The sequence below is a fragment of the Methylobacterium sp. D48H genome (assembly GCF_053345715.1).
In genome coordinates this window covers 100,721-126,631 of sequence record NZ_JBKFAP010000010.1, presented here as the reverse complement: position 1 = coordinate 126,631, position 25,911 = coordinate 100,721, and the positions used below count along the sequence as shown (strand labels likewise).

General features: G+C 72.3%; 23 protein-coding genes. 15 read left to right on the top strand and 8 right to left on the bottom strand.

Annotated features, from left to right (window positions below):
* Positions 1-81 precede the first annotated feature (81 nt).
* The 4 genes from ACLBX8_RS18055 to ACLBX8_RS18040 all read right to left on the bottom strand — a co-directional run bounded on the left by ACLBX8_RS18055 (position 82) and on the right by ACLBX8_RS18040 (position 7,020).
* Positions 82-1,755 carry a formate--tetrahydrofolate ligase gene (locus ACLBX8_RS18055; protein WP_020094314.1) on the bottom strand — a complete coding sequence of 558 codons (1,674 nt, stop codon included), beginning with the start codon at positions 1,753-1,755 and terminating at the stop codon, positions 82-84.
* Between the two features lie 260 nt (positions 1,756-2,015).
* Entirely contained in the window at positions 2,016-2,975 is a 960-nt protein-coding gene (locus ACLBX8_RS18050; protein WP_447700726.1) for an OmpA family protein, read from the bottom strand.
* 223 nt (positions 2,976-3,198) lie between these two features.
* Positions 3,199-5,067 carry a tetratricopeptide repeat protein gene (locus tag ACLBX8_RS18045; RefSeq protein WP_020094312.1) on the bottom strand — a complete coding sequence of 623 codons (1,869 nt, stop codon included), beginning with the start codon at positions 5,065-5,067 and terminating at the stop codon, positions 3,199-3,201.
* Between the two features lie 279 nt (positions 5,068-5,346).
* Positions 5,347-7,020, bottom strand: a complete 1,674-nt coding sequence (locus ACLBX8_RS18040; RefSeq protein ID WP_447700725.1) for an electron transfer flavoprotein-ubiquinone oxidoreductase — start codon at positions 7,018-7,020, stop codon at positions 5,347-5,349.
* 237 nt (positions 7,021-7,257) lie between these two features.
* Here ACLBX8_RS18040 and ACLBX8_RS18035 point away from each other — a divergent pair, with 237 nt between their 5' ends.
* Complete coding sequence (locus tag ACLBX8_RS18035; RefSeq protein WP_447715586.1) at positions 7,258-8,163, top strand: uracil-DNA glycosylase; 906 nt, start codon at positions 7,258-7,260, stop codon at positions 8,161-8,163.
* A gap of 155 nt (positions 8,164-8,318) precedes the next feature.
* Complete coding sequence (ypfJ, locus tag ACLBX8_RS18030) at positions 8,319-9,230, top strand: KPN_02809 family neutral zinc metallopeptidase (protein WP_447693188.1); 912 nt, start codon at positions 8,319-8,321, stop codon at positions 9,228-9,230.
* Between the two features lie 145 nt (positions 9,231-9,375).
* On the opposite strand, the gene ACLBX8_RS18025 is transcribed toward ypfJ, so the two are convergent.
* Positions 9,376-9,636 carry a hypothetical protein gene (locus ACLBX8_RS18025; RefSeq protein WP_020094308.1) on the bottom strand — a complete coding sequence of 87 codons (261 nt, stop codon included), beginning with the start codon at positions 9,634-9,636 and terminating at the stop codon, positions 9,376-9,378.
* Positions 9,637-9,831: 195 nt separating this feature from the next.
* Here ACLBX8_RS18025 and ACLBX8_RS18020 point away from each other — a divergent pair, with 195 nt between their 5' ends.
* Both ACLBX8_RS18020 and ACLBX8_RS18015 read left to right on the top strand, forming a co-directional pair.
* Complete coding sequence (locus ACLBX8_RS18020) at positions 9,832-11,454, top strand: ABC-F family ATP-binding cassette domain-containing protein (RefSeq protein WP_447715585.1); 1,623 nt, start codon at positions 9,832-9,834, stop codon at positions 11,452-11,454.
* Between the two features lie 120 nt (positions 11,455-11,574).
* Positions 11,575-12,054: a hypothetical protein gene (locus ACLBX8_RS18015; RefSeq protein WP_091682714.1), complete on the top strand. Its 480-nt coding sequence runs from the start codon at positions 11,575-11,577 to the stop codon at positions 12,052-12,054.
* 50 nt (positions 12,055-12,104) lie between these two features.
* On the opposite strand, the gene mnmE is transcribed toward ACLBX8_RS18015, so the two are convergent.
* Entirely contained in the window at positions 12,105-13,430 is a 1,326-nt protein-coding gene (gene mnmE / locus ACLBX8_RS18010; protein WP_447715584.1) for a tRNA uridine-5-carboxymethylaminomethyl(34) synthesis GTPase MnmE, read from the bottom strand.
* 122 nt (positions 13,431-13,552) lie between these two features.
* On the opposite strand from mnmE, the gene bla reads away from it, so the two are divergent.
* The 5 genes from bla (at position 13,553) to ACLBX8_RS17985 (ending at position 17,736) form a co-directional block, all read left to right on the top strand.
* Positions 13,553-14,455 (top strand): class A beta-lactamase, encoded by a 903-nt coding sequence (bla, locus tag ACLBX8_RS18005; protein ID WP_447715583.1) that lies wholly within the window; start codon positions 13,553-13,555, stop codon positions 14,453-14,455.
* Positions 14,456-14,466: 11 nt separating this feature from the next.
* Positions 14,467-14,952: an aminoacyl-tRNA deacylase gene (locus ACLBX8_RS18000; protein WP_447715582.1), complete on the top strand. Its 486-nt coding sequence runs from the start codon at positions 14,467-14,469 to the stop codon at positions 14,950-14,952.
* Positions 14,953-15,030: 78 nt separating this feature from the next.
* On the top strand, positions 15,031-15,387 hold the full coding sequence (locus ACLBX8_RS17995) for a hypothetical protein (RefSeq protein ID WP_447715581.1): 357 nt from the start codon (positions 15,031-15,033) through the stop codon (positions 15,385-15,387).
* 96 nt (positions 15,388-15,483) lie between these two features.
* Entirely contained in the window at positions 15,484-16,332 is an 849-nt protein-coding gene (gene panC, locus ACLBX8_RS17990) for a pantoate--beta-alanine ligase (protein ID WP_447700719.1), read from the top strand.
* 117 nt (positions 16,333-16,449) lie between these two features.
* On the top strand, positions 16,450-17,736 hold the full coding sequence (locus ACLBX8_RS17985; protein WP_091927657.1) for an OprO/OprP family phosphate-selective porin: 1,287 nt from the start codon (positions 16,450-16,452) through the stop codon (positions 17,734-17,736).
* Positions 17,737-17,788: 52 nt separating this feature from the next.
* On the opposite strand, the gene ACLBX8_RS17980 is transcribed toward ACLBX8_RS17985, so the two are convergent.
* Positions 17,789-19,330: an EAL domain-containing protein gene (locus ACLBX8_RS17980; RefSeq protein WP_447700718.1), complete on the bottom strand. Its 1,542-nt coding sequence runs from the start codon at positions 19,328-19,330 to the stop codon at positions 17,789-17,791.
* Positions 19,331-19,564: 234 nt separating this feature from the next.
* On the opposite strand from ACLBX8_RS17980, the gene ACLBX8_RS17975 reads away from it, so the two are divergent.
* The gene (locus tag ACLBX8_RS17975; RefSeq protein ID WP_056533515.1) at positions 19,565-20,443 is read left to right on the top strand and encodes a MipA/OmpV family protein; all 879 of its coding nucleotides are present in this window, start codon (positions 19,565-19,567) and stop codon (positions 20,441-20,443) included.
* A gap of 68 nt (positions 20,444-20,511) precedes the next feature.
* Entirely contained in the window at positions 20,512-20,733 is a 222-nt protein-coding gene (locus ACLBX8_RS17970) for a heavy-metal-associated domain-containing protein (protein WP_026605107.1), read from the top strand.
* Positions 20,734-20,866: 133 nt separating this feature from the next.
* On the opposite strand, the gene ACLBX8_RS17965 is transcribed toward ACLBX8_RS17970, so the two are convergent.
* Positions 20,867-21,016 (bottom strand): hypothetical protein, encoded by a 150-nt coding sequence (locus ACLBX8_RS17965; protein ID WP_020094296.1) that lies wholly within the window; start codon positions 21,014-21,016, stop codon positions 20,867-20,869.
* 406 nt (positions 21,017-21,422) lie between these two features.
* Between ACLBX8_RS17965 and mnmG the strand changes: the two genes are divergently transcribed.
* The 4 genes from mnmG to ACLBX8_RS17945 all read left to right on the top strand — a co-directional run bounded on the left by mnmG (position 21,423) and on the right by ACLBX8_RS17945 (position 25,765).
* On the top strand, positions 21,423-23,324 hold the full coding sequence (gene mnmG, locus ACLBX8_RS17960) for a tRNA uridine-5-carboxymethylaminomethyl(34) synthesis enzyme MnmG (RefSeq protein WP_447700717.1): 1,902 nt from the start codon (positions 21,423-21,425) through the stop codon (positions 23,322-23,324).
* On the top strand, positions 23,321-23,956 hold the full coding sequence (gene rsmG, locus ACLBX8_RS17955; RefSeq protein WP_091927653.1) for a 16S rRNA (guanine(527)-N(7))-methyltransferase RsmG: 636 nt from the start codon (positions 23,321-23,323) through the stop codon (positions 23,954-23,956). The genes mnmG and rsmG overlap by 4 nt, the downstream gene beginning before the upstream one ends.
* Positions 23,953-24,810, top strand: coding sequence for a ParA family protein (locus ACLBX8_RS17950; RefSeq protein WP_020094293.1), 858 nt, complete (start codon positions 23,953-23,955; stop codon positions 24,808-24,810). The genes rsmG and ACLBX8_RS17950 overlap by 4 nt, the downstream gene beginning before the upstream one ends.
* Positions 24,811-24,871: 61 nt before the next feature.
* Positions 24,872-25,765 (top strand): ParB/RepB/Spo0J family partition protein, encoded by an 894-nt coding sequence (locus tag ACLBX8_RS17945; RefSeq protein WP_026605106.1) that lies wholly within the window; start codon positions 24,872-24,874, stop codon positions 25,763-25,765.
* Positions 25,766-25,911 lie beyond the last annotated feature (146 nt).

Here is a 25,911-nt window from a genome sequence, read left to right as displayed (position 1 = left end):
GGTGTGTCCCTGGATTGCTTCGCTCCGCTCGCAACGACGAACGGCGGGGCCCGCCCGTGGGCGAGCCCCGCGCGACGTTTCTCAGAACAGCCCGTCGATCTGCCCGTTGGCGTCGAGCCGGATCGTGTCGGCGGCCGGCACCCGGGGCAGGCCCGGCATGGTCATGATCTCCCCGCAGATCGCCACCACGAAGCCCGCGCCGGCCGAGAGCCGGACGTCGCGCACGCCGACGATGTGGCCCTCGGGGGCGCCCATCAGGGTCGGGTCGGTGGAGAACGAGTACTGGGTCTTGGCCATGCAGATCGGCAGGTGGCCGTAGCCGTCCTTCTCGAAGGTGGCGAGCTTGCCGGCGGCCTTGGTCTCGATCTGGATGTCGGCGGCGCCGTACAGCTTGGTGGCGATCGCCCGGATCTTGTCGGTGAGCCGGCTCTCGGTCTCGTAGGCGTGGCGGATCGGCGCCGGCTCGGCCTGGCTGAGCTTCACCACCGCCCGGGCGAGTTCCTCGGCCCCGGCGCCGCCCTCGGCCCAGTGGCGGCAGGTGATCGCCTCCACGTCGAGCCGCTCGCGGCACAGGTCCTTGAGCTTGGCATGCTCGGCGTCGGTGTCGGCGTGGAAGTGGTTGACGCCGACCACCACCGGCAGGCCGAAGCCGCGCAGGTTGGTGACGTGACGGGCGAGATTGGCGAAACCCTTCTCCAGGGCGTCGATGTTCTCGGACCCGAGGTTCTTCTTGTCGACGCCGCCGTGCATCTTGAGGGCGCGGACCGTCGCCACCACCACCACGGCCGAGGGGGTCAGGCCCGCCTGCCGGCACTTGATGTCCAGGAACTTCTCGGCGCCGAGATCGGCGCCGAAGCCGGCCTCCGTCACCGTGTAGTCGGCGAGCCGCAGGCCGGCCCGCGTGGCGATCACCGAGTTGCAGCCGTGGGCGATGTTGGCGAAGGGGCCGCCGTGGATCAGCGCCGGGTTGCCCTCGAGGGTCTGCACGAGGTTCGGCTGCAGGGCGTCCTTGAGCAGCACCGTCATGGCGCCGGTGGCCTTCACGTCCTTGAGGGTGACGAGCTTGCGGTCGCGGGTCTCGGCGATGACGATCCGGCCGAGGCGCTCCTCCAGGTCGGCGAGGTCCTTGGCGAGGCAGAACACCGCCATCACCTCGGAGGCCACCGTGATGTCGAACCCGTCCTCGCGGGGGAAGCCGTTGGCGACGCCGCCGAGCGACTGGTTGATCGCGCGCAGGGCCCGGTCGTTCATGTCGACGACCCGGCGCCAGTGGATGCGGCGCACGTCGATGTTGAGCTCGTTCGCCCAGTAGACGTGGTTGTCGATCAGCGCGGCCGCGAGGCTGTGGGCCGACGTGATGGCGTGGAAGTCGCCGGTGAAGTGCAGGTTGATCTGCTCCATCGGCACGACCTGCGCCTTGCCGCCGCCGGCCGCGCCGCCCTTCATGCCGAAGCACGGCCCGAGCGAGGGCTCGCGCAGGCAGATCATGGTCTTCTCGCCGATGCGGTTCAGGGCGTCGCCCAGGCCCACCGTGGTGGTGGTCTTGCCCTCGCCCGCGGGCGTCGGGGAGATCGCGGTGACCAGCACGAGCTTGCCGGGCTTCCGGCTCTCCAGCCCGGCGATGTAGCCGTGGTCGATCTTGGCGATGTGCTTGCCGTAATTGTGGAGCGCGTCATCCGGGATGCCGAGCTTCTCGGCGACCTGCGCGATCGGCTTCAGGGTCGCGGCGCGGGCGATCTCGATGTCTGACGGCATGGGCCTTCCTCCCTGGGTCGCGGGCACGTGCCCGCCCGCCGGCTCTTGCCGTGCGAATCTCCTGCCGGGCGGGACGCGGCGTGGCCGCCCGCGAACGGCCACGCACTGTGCGTCAAAGCTCGCGAAAATGCGCGTCGATTTTTATGAGCTGGCGGACAAAATACTCTTGTCGATCGCGCTGTCCCCCGCTCCGACGCCGGAGCGCTCCCGGATGGTCCGTCCGAGCCCGGCCGGCGGGGGTCTTCGCGTGCCCGCGCCGCTCAGAACTTGACCAGCTCGACGCGCCGGTTCTGCGCCCGCCCCGCCTCGCTGTCGTCCGCGGCGACCGGGCTGGCTGAACCGAAGCCCTTGGCCTTCAGCCGGTCCTTCGCGATGCCGGCGCCGACGAGCCTCGCCATGACCGCTCTGGCACGGCCGTCGGATAGGGCTTGGTTATGCGAAGCGGCCCCGGTCCCGTCCGTGTAGCCGTTGATCGCGAGCCGCAGGCCGGGATCCGTCCGCAGCAGGGCCGCCACCGCGTCGATCTGCGGGGCGGAGGCCGGCAGGATCTCGGTCCTGTCGGTGGCAAAGTTGACCTGGATCACCGCCCTCCCGGTCTTGTCGAGATCCTGCTTCAGCCGCTCGGCGGGCAGGAGGCCGGCGGTCTGCACGAACGGCTTCGTCTCGAGGATCGTCCAGGCCGCGGTGAAGCTGTCGGGCACGAAATGCACCCAGATTTGCCGGTCCGGCCGGCGGATCACCCAGGTCTGGGCGGGCACGTTGTAGATGTCGCCCAGGCCCTCATACATCCCGATCCGGATCTCCTCCGGCAGCGTCTCCGTCACGGAGTTGGGGATCCGGCCGTCGGCGATCTTCCGGCCGCCGGCCTGCGTCAGCACGGCCTCGATGTTCTTCTTCAGCTCGTAGGCGGAGTAGGTCTTGCCGTCCTTGGGACCGATCAGGGACTGGAAGACCTTGCCTTCGACCTCGTGGAGCGCCGCGCCGGTCCAGAACAGGAAATGCCCGAATTCCCGCGTCTCGGGCGGGTTCACCGGCTGGTAGCCGTCGGGCAGCGCGAAGTAGGGAAAGCGGCCGAGCGGCGCGGCCGAGACGGGAACGGAATCGAGCGCGAAGGCCTTCGGCGCCGCCGCCGCGTCCTGCGCCCGCGCGGGATCGGCCCCGATCCCGGACCCCGCGCAGGCGAGGACCAGCAGGACACAGACAGGCTTCAGCGCTCTCACGTCGCACTCCGGAACGTTGCGGAGGCGCGACGATAGCGGGCGCGGATCGGTGGGCAATTAGGTCGCTCGACCTACGGCCTCCGGGCCGCAGCGCGGGCGCCCGAAGCCGCGACAGGGCGGCGGGCGCGGGCCGGATCTCGCGGCCTCGCGTCCCGAAATGGCCCGCGCATCGTCGGGACGGCGCGGCAGCCGCACCGCCCCGAGGCGGGACTTGGCGGGAGGCCTAGCCCCCCGACTTCTTGGCCTTGTCGGCGGAGCCCGGCGCCTCGTGCGGCTGGGGCGCGCCCTTCGGGAGTTCCGGGTTGTCGGGATTGTGCGGGGCGGCGACCGGGGCCGGCACCGTCTCGGCGGTGGCGGTGGGCTTCTCGATGTCGGGCAGCCCGTCCTTCAGCTTCGCGTTGATCTGGGTGAGGTCGTCCGGCTCGGGGTTCAGGTCCTTGGCGTGCTGCCACTGGAACTTGCCCTCGAGGCGCCGGCCCGAGCGCCAGTAGGCGTCGCCGAGGTGGTCGTTGATGGTCGGATCGCCGGGCTTCAGCTCGACCGCCTTCTCCAGCTCGCGCACCGCGTCGTCCCAGCGGCCGAGGCGGTAATAGGCCCAGCCGAGGCTGTCGACGATCATGCCGTCCCGCGGGCTCGCGTCGGCGGCCTGCTGCAGCAGCTTGAACGCCTCGTCGATGTTGATGTTCTGGTCGACCCAGGAATAGCCGAGGTAGTTCATCACCTGGGCCTTGGCGGCCGGCTGGTTGGCCGGCACCAGGGACAGGGCCTTCTTCAGGTCGGCCTCGGCCTTCGGCCACTGCTTGGCGCGCTCGTAGGCAGTGCCGCGGAAATAGTAGGTCGTCCAGTAGTTGGATTGCGGCCGGTTCCCGATCAGGTCGATGGCGCGGGTGTAGGTGGCCGCCGCCTCCTCGTACTTCTTGCGGGCGCGCTGCACGTTGCCCAGCGCGGTGATGACGTCGATGTCGTCCGGGTGGGCCTTCATCGCCGCGTCGAGATGGGCCAGCGCCTCGTCGCCCTTGCCCATCTGCTCCAGGTTCAGGCCGATCTGGATGTCGGCGTTGAGCTTGAGCGGGGAATTGGCCGGGATCTGCGCGTAGGCCTCGTTGGCGCGCTCGGGCTGCTTCATCCGGTCGAGCGTGTCGGCGAGCGTCAGCCGGGCCAGCGCGTGGTCGGGGGCGAGGTAGAGGGCGAGCCGCAGGTAGATCACCGCGGGCAGCTCGTCGCCCTGGGTCGAGCCGGCGGAGCCCAGCCCGTACAGCACCTCGGCGGCGCCCTCCTGGGCGGTGCCGATCAGCCGCGTGAGCGGCTTGCCGTCCTTCAGCTTCTCGAGGGCGTCGCGCACCAGCGGGTGGCGCGGCGAGAGCTGGTCGAAGTCGGAATAGGCCTGGATCGCCAGGTCGGTGCGGCCGAGGCTGGCCTCCATGCGGGCGTAGGCGTCGACGATGCGCAGGGTGTTGTGGTCGGCGTCGTAGGCGGCCTTGAGGCGGCGCTCGGCCTCTGCGTTGTCGCCGGTCACCGAGGCGATCAGGCCGGCATGGTAGTCCCGGAAGGTGTTGTAGTAGCGCTCACCCCGGAGCTTGTTGACCGTCTCCAGCGCCTTCTTGCTGTCGCCGGCGCCCGCGTAGGACCAGGCGGTGAGCAGCGTCGCGGTCAGGTCCGTGGCGGCGCCCCGGCCGCTCCGGGAAAAGTTCTGGCGGGCGGCGGCCCACTGGCCGGCCTTGATCTGGCGCACCCCGAGGGAGAGGTTGGCGAGGCCGTTGGTCGGATCGCGGGCGATCAGCTTCTCGGCGGTGCGGAACGCGTCCGGCAGGGCGCCATCGGCCAGCAGCGAGATGAAGGCGCGCTCGACGAGTTCCGCGTTGCGCGGGTCGGCCTTCACCGCCTCGCGGTAGAAGGTCGCCGCCGCCGCCGTGTCCCGCGACGCGCCCGCGATGTAGGCGGAGAGGAAGTTGCCCTCGAGCGAGTCCGCGGGCTCGTAGTCGAGCACCGGGGTCGATTCCTTCGGCTGCGCGGCGAGCACGGTCTGCGGGAGCCCGGCGGCGAGCAGCAGGGCGAGCGCCGAAACGCTCCGGCGGGCGCGTGTCATCATCATGAACCGATCGCGGCTCCTGGGCGCCGGCCCGTCGGGGGCCGGGCGCGAGAATGGCGGGGCATCCCCGAAAAAACGTTGGGGACACTGAACCCATCCCGCCAGCCCCGCAAGGCGAAAGGATGGCGCGGGGGTTGAGGCCGGGTTGGTCGGCCGTCCCGTCATCGCGAGCGCAGCGAAGCGACCCAGGGCGGCGGGACGTCTGCCCACGGAGCGGTTCACTGGATTGCTTCGCTGCGCTCGCAAAGACGTGAGCCTCGGCCCCTCGGCCGAGGGCTGACCTCACATGTTCGGGTAGTTCGGCCCGCCCGGACCCTCCGGCGTCACCCAGTCGATGTTCTGGTTCGGATCCTTGATGTCGCAGGTCTTACAGTGGACGCAGTTCTGCGCGTTGATCTGGTAGCGCACGCCGTCGCGGGCTGAAGAATCCTCCACCCACTCGTAGACGCCGGCCGGGCAGTAGCGGCCGGACGGGCCGCCGTAGACGTCGTGCTCGGAGCGCTTCTGCAGCTCCATATCGCGGACCTTGAGGTGGGGCGGCTGGTCCTCCTCGTGGTTGGTGTTCGACAGGTAGACCGAGGAGAGCCGGTCGAAGGTCAGCTTGCCGTCCGGCTTCGGGTAGACGATCGGCGTCACCTCCGAGAGCGGCTTGAGGCAGGCGTGATCCGGCTTGCCGTGGGACAGCGTGCCGAACGGCGAGGCGCCGAGGATGCTGGTCGCCCACATGTCGATCCCGCCGAGCCAGACGCCGACCAGCGTGCCGTACTTGGACCAGAGCGGCTTGACGTTGCGCACCGCCTTCAGGTCCTGCCCGATCGGGCTGTCGCGCCATCCGGCCTCGTAGGCGGTGAGCTCGTCGCCGGCGCGGCCCGCCTTCAGGGCGTCCGCGATGGCGTCGGCCGCCTGCATGCCGGACAGGATCGCGTTGTGCGAGCCCTTGATCCGCGGCACGTTCACGAAGCCGGCCGAGCAGCCGACGAGGCACCCGCCGGGGAAGACCAGCTTGGGGACCGATTGCCAGCCGCCCTCCATGATGGCGCGCGCGCCGTAGCCGATGCGCTTGGCGCCCTCGAACGTCTCGGCGATCATCGGGTGGGTCTTGAAGCGCTGGAACTCCTCGAACGGCGACAGGGTCGGGTTCTCGTAGTTCAGGTGCGTGACGAAGCCGACCGAGAGCAGGTGGTCATCGAAGTGGTAGAGCCAGGAGCCGCCGCCGGCCTTGTTGGGCAGCGGCCAGCCCATCGTGTGCTGCACCAGCCCGGGCTCGAACTTGCCGGGCGCGAGCTGCCAGAGCTCCTTCACGCCGAGCCCGTACTTGAAGTGGTCGCTGTACCGGTTGAGTTCGAACCGCTGGATCAGACCCTTGGTCAGGTTGCCGCGGGCGCCCTCGCCGAACACCGTGTACTTGGCGCGCAGCTCCATGCCGCGGGTGTAGTCCTCGCGCGGCTCGCCGGACCGGCCGATGCCGAGATCGCCCGTGGCGACGCCCGCCACGGCGCCGTTGCCGTCGAACAGCACCTCGGAGGCCGGGAAACCCGGGTAGATCTCGACGCCGAGCGCCTCGGCCTGGGCGCCGAGGTACTTGCAGACGTTCGAGAGCGAGCCGACGAAGTTGCCGTGGTTCGACATGAGCTTGGGGAAGAACACGTTCGGCAGGGTGATGCCGCTGTTCTTGGTGAGCATCATGAACTCGTCGCGCTGCACCTCCGTCTTGAGCGGCCGCTCCGGGTCCTGGCGCCACTCCGGCAGGAGCCGGTCGAGGCCGATCGGGTCGATCACCGCCCCCGACAGGATGTGGGCGCCGACCTCCGAGCCCTTCTCGACGACGACGACCGAGATCTCCTCGCCGATCTCGGCGGCGCGCTGCTTCAGGCGGATCGCGGTGGCGAGGCCGGCCGGGCCGGCGCCCACCACGACCACGTCGAAATCCATGCTCTCGCGTTCGGGCAGCGCCATCCTCGGGTTCCTTTTCTTGTTCCGGCGCCCGGTTCGTCGCCGGGCCGGCCTTCCTGATGCCGTCTCAAGCGATTCCAAGCTAGAAAGGCAAGTTGCCGACGCTCAAGCTCAAGGCAAAGTTCCCTTTGCCGCAGGGAACGGCGTCACAGCGCTGCGCCGCGCCGCGCTGTTCGGTCACGCAAGTCCTTGCCACCCGGAGCGATTCGGCGAGTTGTCCACAGGCCCCGGCGATCCCACATGCTGAGTCCCATGCCGAGCCCCACCGACGCGCAAGCCGACCTGATCGCCTATCTCGACTTCCACGTGGAGGCCGGGGCCGACGCGGCGCTCGACGAGCAGCCGCACGACCGCTTCAACGAGGCCGACACGCCCGCGCCTACCCTGCGCACGCCGCGCCGGGCGCCCCCCCGGGCCGCCGAGCAGCCGGTTAGCCCGGTCGCCAACACGCTCGTGCCGCCCCCCGGATCGGCGCCCCCGGGCACGGCCGCGCCCATCGCGGCGCCGCGCACCTTCGGCCGCGCCGCCAGCGCCCAGCCCGACGAGGCCGCGAGCGACGCCCGCGCTAGGGCGCGGCAGGCCAAGTCCCTCGACGAGCTCGAACGGATTCTCGCGGATTTCGACGCCTGCCCGCTGCGCTTCACGGCGAAGAACCTCGTCTTCGCCGACGGCAATCCCGAGGCGCGGGTGATGTTTCTCGGCGAGGCGCCCGGCGCCGACGAGGACCGGATCGGCAAGCCGTTCATGGGCCGCTCGGGCCAGCTCCTCGACAAGATGATGAAGGCGGTCGGGCTCGATCGGACGAGCGCCTATATCGGCAACATCGTGCCCTGGCGGCCGCCGGGCAACCGCAACCCGACCCCCCAGGAGGTGGCCGTGTGCCGGCCCTTCGTGGAGCGCCAGATCGAGCTCGTCGACCCGGACATCATCGTCTGCCTCGGCGCGCCCGCGACCCAGACGCTGACCGGCACCAAGGACGGCATCCTGCGGACCCGAGGCCGCCTCTTCCCGTACAAGTTGCCGAGCCGCGAGGTGAGGCTGCTCGCCACGCTCCACCCGGCCTTCCTGCTGCGCCAGCCGGTCCAGAAGCGCCTCGCGTGGCGGGACTTCCGGTCCCTGCGCACCCTCCTCGACGGGAAAGCGTGACCGCGAGCTTGACCGGAGTGACGGAACCGGCTCTCCCCTCCCGCCATTAGAGCTTCGTTCCCGCTGCTGGCGCGCCATCGGCCGGACACGACGACGCACAGCCAATCCCGGCCCGCCCGAGGCGGCCGGCGCAGCACCGATGGCGGGACCCAACCATGCGCTGGGAAGATCTACGCAGCTCCGACAACGTCGAGGATCGCCGGGGCGAGGGCGGCGGCGGTGGCGGCATGGGCTTTCCCGGCGGCGGCGCCGGCGGGCTCGGCATCGGCACCATCGTGGTGCTGCTGATCATCAGCTACTTCACGGGCATCAACCCGGCGATCCTGATCGGCGGGGCCCAGCAGATCGGCGGCGGCGGCCGCAGCCAGCAGGAGCAGGTCGACCCGCAGACCCAGGCCAAGCGGCGCCAGGCCCCGACCGACGAGAGCGGCCGGTTCGCGTCCAAGATCCTCGGCAACACCGAGGACGTGTGGAGTCAGATCCTGCCGCAGCAGACCGGCAAGCAGTACACTCCGACGACGCTGGTGCTCTACACCGGCGGCACGCGCTCCGGCTGCGGCTCGGCCCAGGCCGCGATGGGCCCGTTCTACTGCCCGCTCGACAAGAAGGTCTATCTCGACACCGGCTTCTTCAAGGAGATGGCCTCGAAGTTCGGCGTGAAGGGCGACTTCGCCTACGCGTACGTGATCGCCCACGAGGTCGGCCACCACGTCCAGGACGTGCTCGGCATCCTCGGCAAGGTCCAGCAGCGCCAGCAGCAGGCCTCCAGCAAGACCGAGGCGAATGCCCTCTCGGTGCGGATCGAGCTGATGGCCGACTGCCTCGCCGGCGTCTGGGCCAAGAACTCCAACGACAAGTACGCCGAGCTCGACAAGGGCGACATCGACGAGGCGCTGAACGCCGCCGCGCAGATCGGCGACGACGCGCTCCAGCAGCGCTCGCGGGGCTACGTGGTGCCGGATTCCTTCACTCACGGCTCCTCGGCCCAGCGCCAGCGCTGGTTCATGGCCGGCTACAAGAGCGGTCAGACCAAGTCCTGCGACACGTTCCGGACGGCCAACAACTGAAGGCGGATCGCGGCTTCGCGAGCCGCCCCCGTCATCGCGAGCGCAGCGAAGCGACCCGGAGCGACGTGACGTCGCCGGATGCGGCGCCGCTGGATTGCTTCGCTCCTCTCGCGATGACGGCGCGCGGCGATCCGGCGGGCGCGCCTCACCCCCGGCTCAGCCGCCGGGCGTTGGCCTGGACCTTCCGCCGGTAGCTGCGGATCACCTTGCCGTTCGAGGCGCCCGCGGCGAGCATGAGCGCCGCCTCGCCGGCGGCCAGCATCTTCTCGGTCACCATGAGCTGCGCCTCGGCCTGGGCCGCCGGGCCGCCGAGGGCGAACATCGCCATGCGCTGCGCGATGACGCCCTGCGCCTCCAGCCCCAGCATGGCCATGTCCATGCCCGTCATCCACCAACCGAACAGCATCGCGATCCTCATGTTGCCCAGGGCAACGGCCGAGCCTCATCCCGGGTCCCGGGATGCGCCCAGGCCTGCGCCGGACGCAAGCGTTATCCCGCACTGCGGCACCCTGCCTTTGCGCCGCGTCGGCCGATGCCGTAAGCGGCCGGGATACTCCCGGACACCTTCCGGACAGCGACCTCCCGGACAGCGCCCGCCGCCATGATACGCCTGGACAAGATCACCAAGCAGAACGGGCGGCAGCTCGTCTTCATCGAGGCCTCGGCCGCCCTCCAGCGGGGCGAGAAGGTCGGCCTGGTCGGCCCGAACGGGGCCGGCAAGACCACGCTGTTCCGGATGATCATCGGCCAGGAGCAGCCCGACGAGGGGCAGGTCGCCGCCGACCGGGGCATCACCATCGGCTACTTCAGCCAGGATGTCGGCGAGATGTCCGGGCGCAGCGTCGTCACCGAGACGATGGACGGCGCCGGCCCGGTGAGCGCGGTCGCGGCCGAGCTCGCCGAGCTCGGCGCGGCGCTCGCCGACCCGGACCGCGCCGACGAGATGGACACCCTGATCGAGCGCTACGGCGAGGTCCAGGCCCGGTTCGAGGAGCTCGACGGCTACGCGCTGGAGGGCCGGGCTCGCGAGGTGCTCGACGGGCTGAGCTTCAGCCAGGAGATGATGGACGGCGACGTCGGTGCCCTCTCGGGCGGCTGGAAGATGCGGGTCGCGCTCGCCCGCATCCTGCTGATGCGCCCGGACGTGATGCTCCTCGACGAGCCGTCCAACCACCTCGACATCGAGAGCCTGATCTGGCTCGAATCGTTCCTGAAGGGCTACGACGGCGCCCTGCTGATGACCTCGCACGACCGCGAGTTCATGAACCGCATCGTCACCAAGATCATCGAGATCGACGCCGGCGCGCTCACCACCTACTCGGGCGACTACGCCTTCTACGAGGGCCAGCGGAAGCTCAACGAGGCGCAGGCCCAGGCGCAGTACGAGCGCCAGCAGGCGATGCTGGCGAAGGAGATCGCCTTCATCGAGCGGTTCAAGGCGCGGGCCTCCCACGCCGCCCAGGTGCAGAGCCGGGTGAAGAAGCTCGACAAGATCGAGCGCGTCGAGCCGCCCCGGCGGCGGCAATCGGTGGCCTTCGAGTTCCAGCCGGCACCGCGCTCGGGCGACGACGTCGTGATGCTCAAGGGCGTGAACAAGCGCTACGGCAGCCGCACGATCTACGAGGGACTCGACTTCTCGGTGCGGCGCAAGGAGCGCTGGTGCGTGATGGGCATCAACGGCGCCGGCAAGTCGACGCTCCTGAAGCTCGTCACCGGCACCACCGCGCCCGACGACGGCTCGGTCACGGTCGGCGGCAGCGTGAAGCTCGGCTACTTCGCCCAGCACGCGATGGACCTGCTCGACGGCGACCGCACGGTGTTCCAGACCCTGGAGGATTCCTTCCCGCAGGCCGGCCAGGGGTCGCTGCGGGCGCTGGCCGGCTGCTTCGGCTTCTCGGGCGACGACGTCGAGAAGCGCTGCCGGGTGCTCTCGGGCGGCGAGAAGGCTCGGCTGGTCATGGCGCTGATGCTCTACGACCCGCCGAATTTCCTGGTGCTCGACGAGCCGACCAACCACCTCGACATGGGCACCAAGGAGATGCTGATCGAGGCGCTGGCCAATTACGAGGGGACGATGCTGTTCGTGTCGCACGACCGGCACTTCCTGGCCGCCCTCTCGAACCGGGTGCTCGAGGTCACGCCGGAGGGCATCCACCAGTACGGCGGCGGCTACACCGAGTACGTGGCCCGCACCGGCCAGGAGGCGCCGGGCCTCCGGAGCTGACGCGGTCCGCTCCGTCCTCGCGGGCGCCGCGTTCCGGCCGGGAGCCCTGCGACCGGCGCGCCGCTATCGCCCCCCGACGCCCCGCGCTAGGCTGCGCCGAAACGGCCCGGGTGAGACGCCGTGCGACGCCTGCTGAAATTCCTCCACACGATGGGGTCCGCGGGGCTGCTGGGCGCCATGGCGTCCCTGGTCGTCATGCTGAGCCTGGCGCCCGCGCCGTCCGCCCTGACGGGCTACGCGGCGATGCGGGGCGCGATGGGCGCCGTCGCCACCTGGATCTTCCTGCCCGCCCTGGCGGTGACGCTGATGTCGGGCCTGCTCGCGATGGCGCTGAACCGCGCCTTCCTCAACGCCGGATGGGCGTGGGTGAAGCTCGCCACCGGCGTCCTGATGTTCGAGGGCGGGCTGGTCTACGTCCAGGGCCCGATGAAGCAGGAGGCGGAGCAGAGTGCCCGCGCGGTGGCGGGCCTCGTCGACCCCGCGGTGCTGGCCGTCTCGCTGACCGGCGAGCGCGGCACCCTCTGGGTCCTGCTGGCGGTCGCGACCGCGAACGTGGCGCTCGGGATCTGGCGGCCGCGGATCCTGCGGATCCCCCAGTAGCGAAGCCGCGTCGGGCCCGATTCCAGCCCGATTGGTTGCCGGCTTTAAATCTATTTCCCGATGCAGAACCCGCTGAACAGCCGGTCGAGGACGTCCTCGACGCCGACATGGCCCGCGACCGCGCCGAGCGCCCGCACCGCGAGCCGCAGATCCTCCGCGGCCAGCTCCGGGAGACTGCCGGCACTCCCCGAGACGCGATCCAGATGGCCGATGCAGGCCTCCAGCGCGGCCCTGTGCCGGGCGCGGGTGATCAGCGCGTCGCCGGTGCCGAGACCATCCTCGGCCGCGGCCTGGATCGCATCGAGCAGGGCGTCCATGCCGGCGCCAGTATGGGCCGAGACCGTCACGTCCACCGGATCACCCCCCTGTTCTGAGCCGGCAAAAAGATCGGCTTTGGTACGCACGGTCAGGACCGGGCCCTGCGCCGGCCCGAGATCCGGGACCGCGCCGCCGGGGGGCACCAGGGCGACCACGAGATCGGCCATGTCGATCCGCGCCCGCGTCCGCACGATCCCCGCGGCCTCGATCGGCTCCGCGGTCTCGCGGAGCCCGGCCGTGTCGACCAGCATGACCGGCAGGCCGCCGAGGTCGAGCCGCACCTCGATGGCGTCGCGGGTCGTCCCCGGGCTGTCCGACACGATGGCCACGTCCCGTCGGCTCAGCGCGTTCAGCAGGGTCGATTTCCCGCTGTTCGGAGCCCCCGCCAGCACCACCATGAACCCGTCACGCAGGCGCTCGCCGCGCTGGCCGTCGCGCAGCGCCGCGGCGATCGCGTCGCGCAGGCGGGCGGCGCGGTCGAGCAGCGCCGCGTCGAGCCCGGCATCGTCCACGTCCCCCTCGTCGGCGAAATCCAGCGCGGCCTCCGCGGCGGCGAGGCAGTCGATCGCCTCCGCGCGCCACGCGGCCACCTGCCGGCTGAGCGCGCCGTCGAGCTGGCGCAGGGCCTGCCGGCGCTGGCCCTCGGTCTCGGCGTCGATCAGGTCGGCGACGGCCTCCGCCTCGGCGAGGTCCATCCGCCCGTTGAGGACGGCCCGCCGCGTGAAGGCCCCGGGCTCGGCGGCCCGGCAGCCCGGGAGGCGGGCGAGGGTGGCCAGGACACGCATCCGCACGGCCGCGCCGCCGTGCAGGTGCAGCTCGCCCATATCCTCGCCGCTGTAGGTGTCGGGCCCGGGAAACCACGCCACCAGCGCCCGGTCGAGCTCGGTGCCGTCGTGGGGATCCCGGAGGCTCCGCAGCGACAGCCGGCGGGGCGGCGGCAAGCGTCCGCCCATGGCGACGAGCGCGTCGCGCGCGGCCGGGCCGCTGATGCGGATCACCGCGACGGCGGCCCGGCCGAAGCCGCTGGCCGGCGCGAAGAGCGTGTCGGTATCGATCATGGTCCCACAGGGCCGCGCGAGGGGCGGAGTTTCACGTGAAACAATCGCGGCCGCCCTATACCATCCCGGCGCCGACGCGCCGCACCCGCTTGCGCCGTCGCGATCTCGAATGGGGATGCGCCATGATCGTCTGGACCCGCCGCGCCGTCGGCCTCGGCCTGCTCGCCGCGCCCCTCGCCGCCGCCCTCCCCGCGTCCCCGGTCCTGCCCGCGCGCGCCGCGGAGGCCGAGCCGGACTGGGCCGCCATCGAGCGCCGGCTCGGCGGCCGCCTCGGGATCGCGGCCGCCTCGGCGGACCGCGTCCTCGCCGCCTACCGCGCCGATGCGCGCTTCCCGATGTGCAGCACCTTCAAGGCGCTGGCGGTGGCGGCGGTCCTGGCGCGGGTCGATGCCGGCCGCGAGACCCTCGCCCGGGTCGTCAGCTACGGGGCCGGCGACCTGCTGAGCTACGCGCCCGTGACCCGGAAGGCGCTGGAGGCCGGCGCCGGGACCGGGCGGATGAGCGTCGTGGACCTGTGCGCGGCCACGCTGATCTGGAGCGACAACACGGCCGCCAACCTGCTCCTGGCGGATCTCGGCGGCCCCGAGGCGCTGACCGCGTGGTTGCGGACCACCGGCGATCCCGTCACCCGCCTCGACCGGACCGAGCCGACCCTCAACACCGCGCTGCCCGGCGACCCGCGCGACACGACCACGCCGGACGCCATGCGGGCGACCCTGGGCCGTGTCCTCCTCGGGACCGTCCTGTCGGCGTCCTCGCGCGCCCGGCTGGAGGCCTGGATGGTCGCCTGCGAGACCGGCCGGAAGCGCCTGCGGGCCGGCCTGCCGCCCGACTGGATCGCGGGCGACAAGACCGGGAGCGGCGACAACGGCACCGTCAACGATGTGGCGATCCTCCGGCCGCCGGGGCGCGCGCCGATCCTCGCAGCGGTCTACGTCACGGAATCGACCGCCTCCCCCGACACCTGCGCGGCGGCCTACGCGGAGATCGGCCGTCTCATCGCCGCGCGCGCCCATTCGACCTGACCGGACGAACCATGAAGACAGCCGCCAAGACGACCCGCGCGACGCTCGCCCTCGACAGGGCCGGCATCCGGTACAGCCTCCACGTCTACGCGTACGATCCGGACGCGCCGCGCATCGGCCTGCAGGCCGCGGAGGCGCTCGGGGTGGACCCGGGACGCGTGCTGAAGACCCTGATGGCGTCGGTCGACGGACGGACGGTCTGCCTGCTCGTGGCCTCCGACAGGGAGGTGTCCATGAAGCGGGTCGCCGCTGCCTTCTCGGGCAAGGCCGCGTCCATGCTCAAGCCGGCCGATGCCGAGCGGCTGACCGGCTACCATGTCGGCGGGATCAGCCCGCTCGGACAGAAGCGGTCCTTCCCGACCGCGATCGACGCCGGATCCCTGACCGAGCCGGCGGCCGAGATCCACGTCAACGGCGGCGGCCGCGGCTTGCAGATCCGGCTGACCGAGGGTGATCTCGCCGCCGTCTTGGACGCCCTCGTCGTGTCGCTGACGTGATCCCGCGGTAATCACTCGTTTACCCTGCCGTCGCACGGTGTCGCCTTCCGATAGAGACGAAGGCGGTGCAGGGGCGGCATGCGGGAGACGGCGCGCAGGGCGATGACGGCGCTCGGATTCGTCCTGCTGCTCGCGGCACCGGGCCGGGCGGCCGATCTCGACGTCCGCTACGGCGCCGAGGCGGGCGTGGGCGGCAGCCCCCGCTTCTTCCCGCGCAACGACGGCCTCGACCGTCGGCCGGTCTACGCGGTCCGGTCCCGTCGCGTGCCGGTGGGCTGCACGCCCCGGCGGGTGCCCGTGCCGACCAACGCCCCGGACGATCCGAGCTACGTCGGCTCCGAGTACGGCCTGGGGCATCCGAGCTATTACGGCTTCACGCCGCCGCTGGGCGTGGACGACCCCTTCGGGCGCTCCCTCCTGCCCTACTGCCCCTGACGCCGATCGCGACGACTCGGTCCGGCGTCGACTGCCGGATTCCACCGCCCCGCATCATGCTCTAGACCGGCCCTGCCCTCCCCCGGAGCCCGTGCCGTGTCCGAGTCGACCTTCCAGTCCTTCCGCGACCTCGCAGCCCTGCGCGGATGCGTGGCCGCGTGGCGCGCGGCGGGCGAGCGCGTCGTCCTGATCCCGACCATGGGCGCCCTGCACGAAGGGCACCTCGCCCTCGTGGCCGAGGCGCGGCGGATCGGCCGCCGGACCGTGGCCAGCATCTTCGTCAATCCGACCCAGTTCGGCCCGAACGAGGATTTCGCCCGCTACCCCCGCGACCTCGACGCGGATCTGGCCCTGCTGGCGGGGGCCGGCGCGGACGCCGCCTGGACGCCCGGCGCCGAGACCATGTACCCGCCGGGCTTCGCCACCCGGATCGAGGTCGCGGGCCTGACCGAGGGGCTGTGCGGGCCGTTCCGGCCCGGCCATTTCGCTGGCGTCGCCACGGTGGTGACCAAGCTCCTCAACCAGGTCCGGCCGGACGTCGCCCTGTTCGGCGAGAAGGACTTCCAGCAGCTCCGCGTGCTCCAGCAGGTAGCGGCGGATCTCGACCTCGCGGTGGAGATCCGCGGCGTGCCGACCGTGCGCGAGCCCGACGGCCTCGCGCTGTCGTCGCGCAACCGCTACCTCTCGGCCGAGGAGCGCGCCGTCGCCCCGAAGCTCCAGGCCGTCCTGGCCGAGATCGCCTCCGCCTCCCGCAACGGCACCCCGGTGGCCGGCCGGATCGCCGCCGGGCGGGCGGCGCTGGAGGCGGCGGGGTTCCGCGTCCAGTACCTCGCGGTCTGCGACGCCCGGACCCTGGTGCCGGTGGAGCGGGTCGACGGCCCGGCCCGCGTCATCGCCGCGGCCTTCCTGGGCCGGACCCGGCTGATCGACAATCGCGCCGTCTAGGCCGGCGCCGGTCCGACCACCGACGGTCGTGGCCGCCGGGCCACGACGCGCGGATTTCCGGCTTCAACTGCGCCAGGTGATTGGCGCCGCCCGGCCGACCTGCTCTCTGCTGGTCGCGTGATCGGAACGCGCACCGCACCGGCCATCCTGGCCGTGTCCCTCGCCCTGGCGGGCCCCGCCGGCGCCGGCGAGGACGCGTTCGAGGGGATGGCCGGCCCCTACGGCGAGCGCCTGCGCTACGACGCGAAGGGGTTGACGCTCACCTTCCCCGAGCCCGACGTGAAGCTCCGGATCGGCGGGCGGCTGCACATCGACGGCGGCGCGGCGGGTTTCAGCCGGCCGGACCTGCCCGAGGCCTTCCCCGACAACGTCGCCGTGCGCCGGGCCTGGATCGAGCCGACGCTCACGATCGGCCGCGACTGGGTGATCGCCTTTCAGTACGATTTCGCCGACCCGATGCTGCCGATCAACGACGCGCTGGTCGCCTGGAAGGGGCTGCCGGACACGATCCTGACGCTCGGCAACATGAAGGAGCCCTTCAGCCTGGAATGGCTGCAGAGCAACAACGACACGCTGTTCGCCGAGCGCTCGGTGGCCAACGCCCTCGTGCCGGAGCGCCGGTTCGGCTTCGCGGCCGGGCACCACGGGGCCGCCTGGACCGCGGTGGTCGGCGTCTTCGGCAACGCCGCCAGCAGCGGCATCGACGGGGACGGTGTCGCGGTGGCGGCCCGCGCCACCGTCGCGCCGATCATGGAAGGGGACGAGACCCTGCATCTCGGTCTCGCCGGGGTCTTCCGCAGCCGGTCCCGGTCGGACGGGGCCTTCAGCTTCTCCAGCCCCGCCGGCGCCTTCCTGTTCGAGCGCCCCCTGGTGGATACGGGCGACCTCCCCGACGCCGCCAGCGTGTCGCGCCTCGGCGCCGAGCTGGCCTATCGCCGCGGCCCGTTCCTGCTGCAGGCCGAGTACATCCGGGCCGCGTTGCAGCCGTTCCGCGGTCCCGGCCAGCCCGGCACCGCGCTCGATTTCCAGGGCGGCTACGTCGAGGCGGCCCTGGTGCTCAACGGCGAGGGCCGCGCCTACGCGCTGACGCCGCAGAGCGGCACCACTTACGCGACCTTCCGCGGCGTGACGGTTCCGGAGGCGCAGCGGCTCTCCCGGGGCGGGATCGGGGTGTTCGAGCTTGCGGTGCGCTACAGCGCCGTCGACCTGGACGCCCGGGGCTTCCGCGGGGGCATGGAGCAGGACGTGACCCTCGGTCTGAGCTGGTATCCCGAGCCCAACCTCCGGTTGATCGGGAACGTCGTGCACGGGCGCGTGCAGCCGGGGGTGGCCCAGGCCGAGACGCTGGGTACCCGCCCGTTCACGGTCGACACGGTGATCGCGCGCCTGCAGATCTACTGGTGACCGGGCTCGCCGGGCCCGCAGCGTGCCCGGGCGCGGCCCCTCGCACGGGCTCTCACACGGCCCTGCGCAGGACCGACCGGAACGGGCGCCGCTCCGGCTCCGGCGGGGGCGTCGGCTCCTCGGCGGGCTGGGTCGCCAGGACCTCCGCGCGCACCGGGCGCGGGGCCGCGAAGGCCGTCCCCTGCGCGAACGGCACGTCGAGGTCGATCAGGTCCGGGACGTCGGCCTCGTCGGCGACGCCCGTGGCGACGACGCGGATCCCGGCCCGGGCCAGGGCCGGCGCGGTGTCCTCCAGGGCGATGTCCGACAGGCTGCCGCGGCCCGCGCCGGGCCGGAGCAGCATCTCCGCCGGCACCTTGACCTGCCCGATGCCGAGCGCCGCGAGTTCGGCCGCGTCGAAGCGGAGGTCGTCCGGGCGGTCGAGGCTGAACCCGATCCGACCCTGCAGGGGCGCGAGCAGGCCCCGCTGGCCGGCATCGAGACGGCGCCAGCTCTCCTGCGGCAACGCGATGGTCAGGCCGGCCAGGGCCGGATCGTCGGCGGCCGTGCGGGCCAGCTCGCGCAGGAGGCCGGGCTCGAACAGCGACAGCGGCGACAGCCCGTAGGTCAGCAGGGTCTCGCTGCCGCGCCGGGCGAGGTGGCGCGCCACGATCGTGGCCCGCTGCAGCATGCGGCGGTCGAGCTCGGTGGTGCGCCCGTAGCGCTCCAGCACCGGCAGGAAAACCTCGGGCTCGGCCGGCGGCGCGCCGGGGCCGCCGATCCGCAGCCGGGCCAGCGCCTCGTAGGCCACCACCTTGCGTTGCGGCAGGGTGACCACCGGCTGCAGATGGATCTCCAGACCGTCCCCCTCGAAGGCCGCGACGATCGCGCCCTCGTCCGCGGGGGGGATCGCGGGGCGGGGCGGGATCGGCCGCGGCGGAATCGGCCGCGCCGGGACGGACGGGGCCGGGGCGAGCTGAGACCGGGGCGGGACTTGCTCGAGCGAGGCGGCCTGAACCTGCGGAGGCGGTACCGGCGCTGGCTGCGGCGACGGGGCCGCTGCGGCATCCGGAAGGGCTGCGCCGGGCACCGTGGGCAGGGGCCGGGGCGCCTCGGCGGGTGCGATCGCGGGCCCGATAACGGGCCTGATCTCGGGCGCGATCTCCGGCCTCGCCTTGAGGCCCGCGATCTCGGCATCCTGGGCGCTCACGACCGTGGTGAGGTCGCGGACGATCCCGCTGAGGAGCCCGAACTCGACGGTCAGTTCCTCGATCTGGGCGCGCAGGGCGGCCTCGGCGGTCTCGGGCCGCGGCTGGGCCGCCGCGGTCGCGGCCGCCGTCTCGACCTTGAGCAGGCGCCGGGACAGCAGATCGACCTCGCCGGACAGCTTCTCGCAGCGCGCCTTGAGGGTGGCGATACGGGTCAGGGCGAGACCGCCCGCCAGGGCGGCCGCGGCGCCGAGCGTCAGGGCACTCCAGAGCGGCAGGAACACCGCGAGCGGCCCGAGAACGACGAGCCCGAGAAGGCCGACCGTCAGCAGCCCCGCGTACCGGCCGAGGACCGGGACCATCGTCTGAACACCTGCCAGGAACGCGCGCCGGTCGCCGGGGGACATCCCGAGCGATCCCCACCGGGCGCGAACCGAATCGCAGGATCATTGGCCGCCCGCACCCCGCCCGGCAAGGCTCAGGGACCGCGATGGCGCGCCGCCGCCTGTTAATTCCGGGCGGTGTGACGCCCGCGCCCGCTGGAACGTTGCGGATTCATCACGGCGGACCCGATTGCGGGGCGATCCGGGGAGGGTTGCGCGGCTTGCGAATGCGGACGGGATGAAAAAGGATCATAAAGCGTGGCCATGACGCCCGCCCCCCCGCGTACTCCCCGATTTCGCGCCGTTCTCGGCGCCGGCGCGCTCCTCGCGACCCTCGGCACGACGGCGCCGCGGGCCGCGGATCTCGGCGCGGATCTTCCGCGCACCACGCCGACCTTCGCGATGGTCGATCCCAACACTTGGATCGTCACGCTCAGCGGCTCGATCCAGGCCGTGCCGCGCTATCCGGGCGCGAGCGACTACACGGCCGTCGGCTACCCGTCGATCGACATCCGCCGGGTCGGCGAGCCGCGCCGGTTCTCGACGCCGGATGACGGGTTCAGTTTCTCGCTCTTCGACACCGAGTCGTTCCGCATCGGCCCGACCGCGCGCTTCGTGCCGGGGCGCTACTACGGCGACGACCGGCGCCACCTGTACGGTTTCCGCGACGCCCGCTTCGCCGTGGAGCCCGGCGTGTTCGCGGAGTTCTACCCGGTCTCGTTCATCCGGACCCGCGTCGAGCTGCGCCAGGGCGTCTACGGGCACCACGGAACGGTCGGCTCGGTGGCGGCCGACTACCTGATCCCGGCGGAGAAGTTCCTGTTCTCCATCGGGCCGCGCCTCAATGTCGGCGATGCCAGCTACGCCCGGAAGTACTTCGGCGTCTCGCCGATCGAGGCTGCGCTGAACGGGCGCGTCACCCCCTACGATCCGCGCAGCTTCTACTCGGCCGGCGTGCTCGGCGGCGTGACCTACACGCAGAGCGAGACCTGGGCCTACACGGCCTATGCCGGCTACACCCGGATCCTGGGCGCCTCCGGCAACAGCCCGCTGGTGCGGCGCCCGTTCGGCAACCCCAACCAGTATCAGTTCGGCCTGCGCATCGATTACGCCTTCCGCATGCCGGCGCTGTTCTGAGCCGACACCCGGCTTGCGCTGGCCCCGCCGGGCCCCGACATCCCGGGGAGGCGGTTATGGAGGCCCCGATGGACGAGACGCGCGCCGACCTGCTGATGCGGGTCGAGGGCATGACCTGCGACGGCTGCGCCGCCGCGGTGACCCGCACGGTGAAGCGGATCGATCCCGCGGCCGACGTGCAGGTCGACCGGGACGCCGCGCGCGTGGCGATCCGCACCGACGCGCAGGCGCTGACCATCGCCGAGGCCCTGACCAAGGCCGGCTACACCGCGACGGCCATGACCGGCTGAGCCGGCTCGGCGCCCCGCGTTCGCGGGCCGCGGGAGGCACCGTGCGGCCGTCCGCGCGCGCGGTGCGGTCATCCCGGCCGGCGCGACGCTCGGCCGGGAAGCCTGGCCCGAGACGACGCGCCCCCGCTTCCCCTCAGGAGCGGCTCAGGAACATCCCGGTCAGGAGCAGGGCAAAGCCCGCGAGGCCGAACAGGCCTTCCTTGCGCCGGGTGCGGTCGAGGAAATGAGCGGCGGCGCCGGCCGCGCAACAGGCGGCGCCTAGGCCGATTGTCAGCGACGACATCTCGAGTCTCCTCCTCGCGCGTCGCTCGGCGGCGCGGCGAAAACAGTCCCTCTCGTGGGCCTGCCGGACGGCGTTGTCCGCACAGGATCGCGTCACGGCGCAAGATTTGCACGGCCCGGAGAGACTGGCAAGGCGCGACGCCCAAGTCCTCGCGGGATCCGCGACAGCAATGGGCGCGGGAACGACAGATCTTCGCGCAGCGGGCGTTCTGAATACCGCATCCAGAGGATCCGCCGCCGCCGGCGGAGGGGGCGTCGTTCCGGCGGGCGGGACGCGTTGACCGGCGCGCCCGCGCGCGCTTAGACCTCCCGGCAGATCCGCCGGTCCCGCGCCCACCCGCCGTGCACGGCCCGGGGCGCTCCTCGCACCCGCGGCGGGATGTCCGCGAAAGGCTGCTCGGTACCCGATGCTCACCCCCTCCTCCGCCCGGTTCGACGTCGCGGTCGTCGGCGGCGGCCATGCCGGCGTCGAGGCCGCCGCCGCCGCGGCGCGCTGCGGCGCGCGCACCGCGCTGGTCACCCACGATCCGGCGACGATCGGGGCGATGTCCTGCAACCCGGCGATCGGCGGCCTCGGCAAGGGCCACCTCGTCCGCGAGGTCGATGCCCTGGACGGGCTGATGGGCCGGGTCGCCGACGCGGCCGGCATCCAGTTCCGCCTGCTCAACCGCCGCAAGGGTCCGGCGGTGCGCGGCCCCCGGACCCAGGCCGACCGCAAGCTCTACGCGGCCGCCATGCAGGCGGCCGTGGCCGGGACCGAGGGGCTGACGGTCATCGCCGGCGCCTGCGAGGACCTGGCCTTCGACGCCGAGGGCCGCCTCCGCGGCCTCGTCCTGGCCGACGGCCGGACCCTCGCCTGCGGCGCGGTGGTGCTGACCACCGGCACCTTCCTGCGCGGCCTGATCCATATCGGCGAGCGGCAGATCCCGGCGGGCCGCGTCGGCGAGGCGCCGGCGGTCGGTCTGGCGCGGACCCTCGACCGGCTCGGCCTGCGCCTCGGGCGCCTGAAGACCGGCACGCCCCCGCGCCTCGACGGGCGGACCATCGACTGGTCCGGCCTGGAGATGCAGGAGGCCGACGCCGAGCCGGTGCCGTTCTCGACGCTGACCGAGCGGATCACGACGCCGCAGATCCGCTGCGGCATCACCCGGACGAGCCGGGCCGTCCACGACCTGATCCGCGCCAACCTGCACCGCTCGCCGATGTATTCCGGCGGCATCGCCAGCCGGGGCCCGCGCTACTGCCCGTCGATCGAGGACAAGGTCGTGCGCTTCGGCGACCGGGAGGGCCACCAGATCTTCCTGGAACCGGAAGGGCTCGATGATCCCACCATCTACCCGAACGGCATCTCGACGGCGTTGCCCGAGGAGGTGCAGCACGACCTCGTCCGCCTGATACCCGGGCTGGAGCGGGCCGCCATCCTGCGGCCGGGCTACGCCATCGAGTACGATTACGTGGACCCCCGGGAACTCGACGTCGGCCTTCAGGTGAAGAGCCTGCCGGGCCTGTTCCTGGCCGGCCAGATCAACGGCACGACGGGCTACGAGGAGGCCGCCGGCCAGGGGCTGGTGGCCGGCCTCAACGCCGCCCGGCACGCGGGCGGCCTCGGCATCGCGGGCTTCGACCGGGCCGAGTCCTATCTCGGCGTGATGATCGACGACCTCGTGACCCAGGGAGTCAGCGAGCCCTACCGGATGTTCACCTCGCGCTCGGAGTACCGGCTGTCCCTGCGGGTCGACAACGCCGACGCCCGGCTGACGCCGCGCGGGATCGCGCTGGGCTGCGTCGGAGGACACAGGGCGGCCCATTTCGCGGCCGGGCAGGCGGCGCTCGACGCGGCGCGCGCCCGCCTCGACGCGGTGAGCCTGACGCCGAGCCAGGCCGCGGCCCACGGGATCGTCCTGAACCGCGACGGCATCCGCCGCACCGGCTTCCAGCTCCTCGCCTACCCGGAGATCGGCTGGTCCGACCTGGCGGCGGTGTGGCCGGACCTCGCCGAGGTCGCCCCGCGGATCGCCGACCGGATGAAGACCGACGCGACCTACGCGGTCTATCTCGACCGGCAGGACGCCGACATCGCGGCCTTCCGCCGGGACGAGGCCGTGCGCCTGCCGGCGGGGCTGGACTACGCGGCGATCAGCGGACTCTCCAACGAGACGCGGGTGAAGCTCGAGACCGTGCGCCCCGGGACCCTCGGACAGGCGGCGCGGATCGAGGGCGTGACGCCGGCCGCCCTCACCCTGCTGGCCGCCCACGCGCGGCGCGGGGCCCGCGCGGCGTCGGCCCCCGCAGACCGGCTCCCGGCATGAGCGATCCGGATCGCGCCCGTATCCTCGCGGCGGCCGGTGTTTCACGTGAAACAGCGGAGCGGCTCGACCTCTACGTGGCGCAGCTGCGGCGCTGGCAGCCGATCAAGAACCTCGTCGGCCCCGCGACGCTGGCCGAGGTCTGGAGCCGCCACATCGACGACGCGCTGCAGCTCCTCGACCTCGCGCCGGAGGCCCGCACGTGGCTCGATCTCGGTTCCGGCGCGGGCATCCCGGGCCTGATCCTGGCCATTGCCGGCCAAGAGCGCGGCGTCCGGGTCGACCTCGTCGAGAGCAACGCGCGCAAGTGCGCGTTCCTCACCGAGACCGCCCGGCTCACCGGGGCGCCGGCCCGGGTGCGCAATGCCCGGATCGAGGCGGTGATCGGCGAGTACGTCGGGACCGACGTGGTCTGCGCCCGCGCCCTCGCCCCGATGGCGCAGCTCCTCGCCTGGACGGAGCCTCTGTTGAAAACGGGCACCACCGGCCTGTTTCCGAAGGGGCGGGACGTACAAGCCGAATTGACCCAGGCCGGCGCGCAGTGGAGAGTCGTTAACGACCTCGTGCCGAGCCGGACCGATTCCGAAGCCCGGATCGTGCGCGTCACTGCCCTCGCCGCCCCGAGCCACCGATGAGCGAAGCGATCCTCGGCGACCCCGCCGACAGGTCCATGGATTCATCCATGCGACGCCCTCTGCGCGTTCTGGCGCTCGCCAACCAGAAGGGCGGCGTCGGCAAGACCACGACGGCGATCAACCTCGGCACCGCCCTGGCGGCGATCGGCGAGGACGTGCTGGTCGTCGATCTCGACCCGCAGGGCAATGCCTCCACGGGTCTCGGGATCGACCGCGCCAAGCGCCGGGTCTCGACCTACGAGGTCATGGCCGGCGAGGCCTCGCTGGCGCAGGCGGTGGTCCCCACCGCCGTGCCGCGGCTGTCGCTGGCGCCCTCGACCATGGACCTCCTCGGCCTGGAGCTTGAGCTGGCCACCCTCCCCGACCGGGCGCACCGGCTGCGCGGCGTGCTGAAGAGCCTGACCCAGGCGCCGAGCCTCAGCCGGATCAGCTACGTGCTGATCGACTGCCCGCCCTCGCTCAACCTGCTGACCATCAACGCGCTGGCCGCCGCCGACGCGGTGCTGGTGCCGCTGCAGTGCGAGTTCTTCGCCCTGGAGGGCCTCAGCCAGCTGCTGCGCACCGTCGAGCAGGTCCGCGGCGCCCTGAACCCGAAGCTGACGATCCAGGGCATCGTGCTGACGATGTTCGACCCGCGCAACAACCTCTCCGCCCAGGTCGTGGCGGACGTGCGCGGCTTCATGGGCGACAAGGTCTACGAGACCGTGATCCCCCGCAACGTCCGGATCTCCGAGGCGCCCTCGCACGGGAAGCCGGCGCTGCTGTACGACCTGAAATGCGCCGGCAGTCAGGCCTACCTGCGCCTCGCCTCGGAGGTGATCCAGCGCGAGGGCCGGGTTCCGGCTGCGGCCTGACGGGTTTGAGTCCCCCTCCCGGTTCGAGGGGCGAGTGTGGAGCGTGACACGGGTGGCGATCATGGCGGAGGAGGGGGCGAAGCCTCGACTGGGGCGCGGGCTCGCGGCGCTGATCGGTGACTTCAACGAGGCCGGCAAGGCCTCGGCCAAGGCCGAGGAGCAGCGCCGGGTTCCGATCGAGTTCCTGCGCGCCAACCCGCGCAACCCGCGCCGGAGCTTCGCCGAGACGGAGCTGTCCGAGCTGGCGGCCTCGATCGGCCAGCGGGGCATCATCCAGCCGATCGTGGTCCGCCCGATCGGCGACGTGCCCGGGACCTTCGAGATCGTGGCCGGCGAGCGGCGCTGGCGGGCCGCCCAGCGCGCCGGCCTCGACGAGGTGCCGGTGGTGGTGGTCGAGATCGACGACCGCGGCTCCCTGGAATTCGCCATCCTGGAGAACGTCCAGCGCACCGACCTCAACGCGATCGAGGAGGCGTCCGGCTACGAGCGCCTGATGAAGGATTTCTCGTACACCCAGAAGGAGCTGGCCGAGATCCTCGGCAAGAGCCGCAGCCATCTCGCCAACACGCTCCGGCTGCTCAACCTGCCGCTGTCCGTGCAGGAGCGGGTCACCGCGGGCGAGCTGACCGCCGGCCACGCGCGCGCGCTGCTGGCTGTGCGCGATCCGGAGGCGACGGCGCGGCGCGTCGTGGCCGAGAGCCTATCGGTCCGGGACGTGGAGGCGATCGCCTCCGCGGAGGCAGCCCCAGCCGAGACGCCTCGCCCCGGGCGCCCGCGCCTCTCGGCCGAGCGTCCCGCGACGGTGCGCGACCTGGAACTGCGGATCCACCGGGCCCTCGGCGTCCCGGTCTCCTACAAGCCCAAGGACGCCGATTCGGGCGAGATCCGCATCCGCTACGAGACTCAGGACGAGCTGCAGGCCCTCCTCAACCGGTTCAAGGTCTCGGACGCCTGAGGAACCGTCCCGGCCAGCCCGGGGGCCCGGGCTGAGCGAGCCCGGCGCCGGCCCGGCGTGGGCCCGGTCAGCAGGCCGCGGCGCGCGGTGGTAGAGGGCGTGGTGTCTCGCTCAGGTCAGGCGGTCCGGGCCGGGCGATGGAGCAC

What these genes read in the sequence shown, in the direction of transcription:
- mnmG (WP_447700717.1), top strand. Translation starts at nt 21,423, where the DNA reads ATGCTCACCCCCTCCTCCGCCCGGTTCGACGTCGCGGTCGTCGGCGGC.
- ACLBX8_RS18035 (WP_447715586.1), top strand. Translation starts at nt 7,258, where the DNA reads ATGCTGAGTCCCATGCCGAGCCCCACCGACGCGCAAGCCGACCTGATC.
- ACLBX8_RS17980 (WP_447700718.1), bottom strand. Translation starts at nt 19,330, where the DNA reads ATGTCCCCCGGCGACCGGCGCGCGTTCCTGGCAGGTGTTCAGACGATG.
- ACLBX8_RS18055 (WP_020094314.1), bottom strand. Translation starts at nt 1,755, where the DNA reads ATGCCGTCAGACATCGAGATCGCCCGCGCCGCGACCCTGAAGCCGATC.
- ACLBX8_RS17945 (WP_026605106.1), top strand. Translation starts at nt 24,872, where the DNA reads ATGGCGGAGGAGGGGGCGAAGCCTCGACTGGGGCGCGGGCTCGCGGCG.
- ACLBX8_RS17965 (WP_020094296.1), bottom strand. Translation starts at nt 21,016, where the DNA reads ATGTCGTCGCTGACAATCGGCCTAGGCGCCGCCTGTTGCGCGGCCGGC.
- ACLBX8_RS17950 (WP_020094293.1), top strand. Translation starts at nt 23,953, where the DNA reads ATGAGCGAAGCGATCCTCGGCGACCCCGCCGACAGGTCCATGGATTCA.
- ACLBX8_RS18040 (WP_447700725.1), bottom strand. Translation starts at nt 7,020, where the DNA reads ATGGCGCTGCCCGAACGCGAGAGCATGGATTTCGACGTGGTCGTGGTG.
- bla (WP_447715583.1), top strand. Translation starts at nt 13,553, where the DNA reads ATGATCGTCTGGACCCGCCGCGCCGTCGGCCTCGGCCTGCTCGCCGCG.
- ACLBX8_RS18045 (WP_020094312.1), bottom strand. Translation starts at nt 5,067, where the DNA reads ATGATGATGACACGCGCCCGCCGGAGCGTTTCGGCGCTCGCCCTGCTG.
- rsmG (WP_091927653.1), top strand. Translation starts at nt 23,321, where the DNA reads ATGAGCGATCCGGATCGCGCCCGTATCCTCGCGGCGGCCGGTGTTTCA.
- ACLBX8_RS18020 (WP_447715585.1), top strand. Translation starts at nt 9,832, where the DNA reads ATGATACGCCTGGACAAGATCACCAAGCAGAACGGGCGGCAGCTCGTC.
- ACLBX8_RS18025 (WP_020094308.1), bottom strand. Translation starts at nt 9,636, where the DNA reads ATGCTGTTCGGTTGGTGGATGACGGGCATGGACATGGCCATGCTGGGG.
- ACLBX8_RS18000 (WP_447715582.1), top strand. Translation starts at nt 14,467, where the DNA reads ATGAAGACAGCCGCCAAGACGACCCGCGCGACGCTCGCCCTCGACAGG.
- ACLBX8_RS17970 (WP_026605107.1), top strand. Translation starts at nt 20,512, where the DNA reads ATGGACGAGACGCGCGCCGACCTGCTGATGCGGGTCGAGGGCATGACC.
- ypfJ (WP_447693188.1), top strand. Translation starts at nt 8,319, where the DNA reads ATGCGCTGGGAAGATCTACGCAGCTCCGACAACGTCGAGGATCGCCGG.
- ACLBX8_RS17995 (WP_447715581.1), top strand. Translation starts at nt 15,031, where the DNA reads ATGCGGGAGACGGCGCGCAGGGCGATGACGGCGCTCGGATTCGTCCTG.
- mnmE (WP_447715584.1), bottom strand. Translation starts at nt 13,430, where the DNA reads ATGATCGATACCGACACGCTCTTCGCGCCGGCCAGCGGCTTCGGCCGG.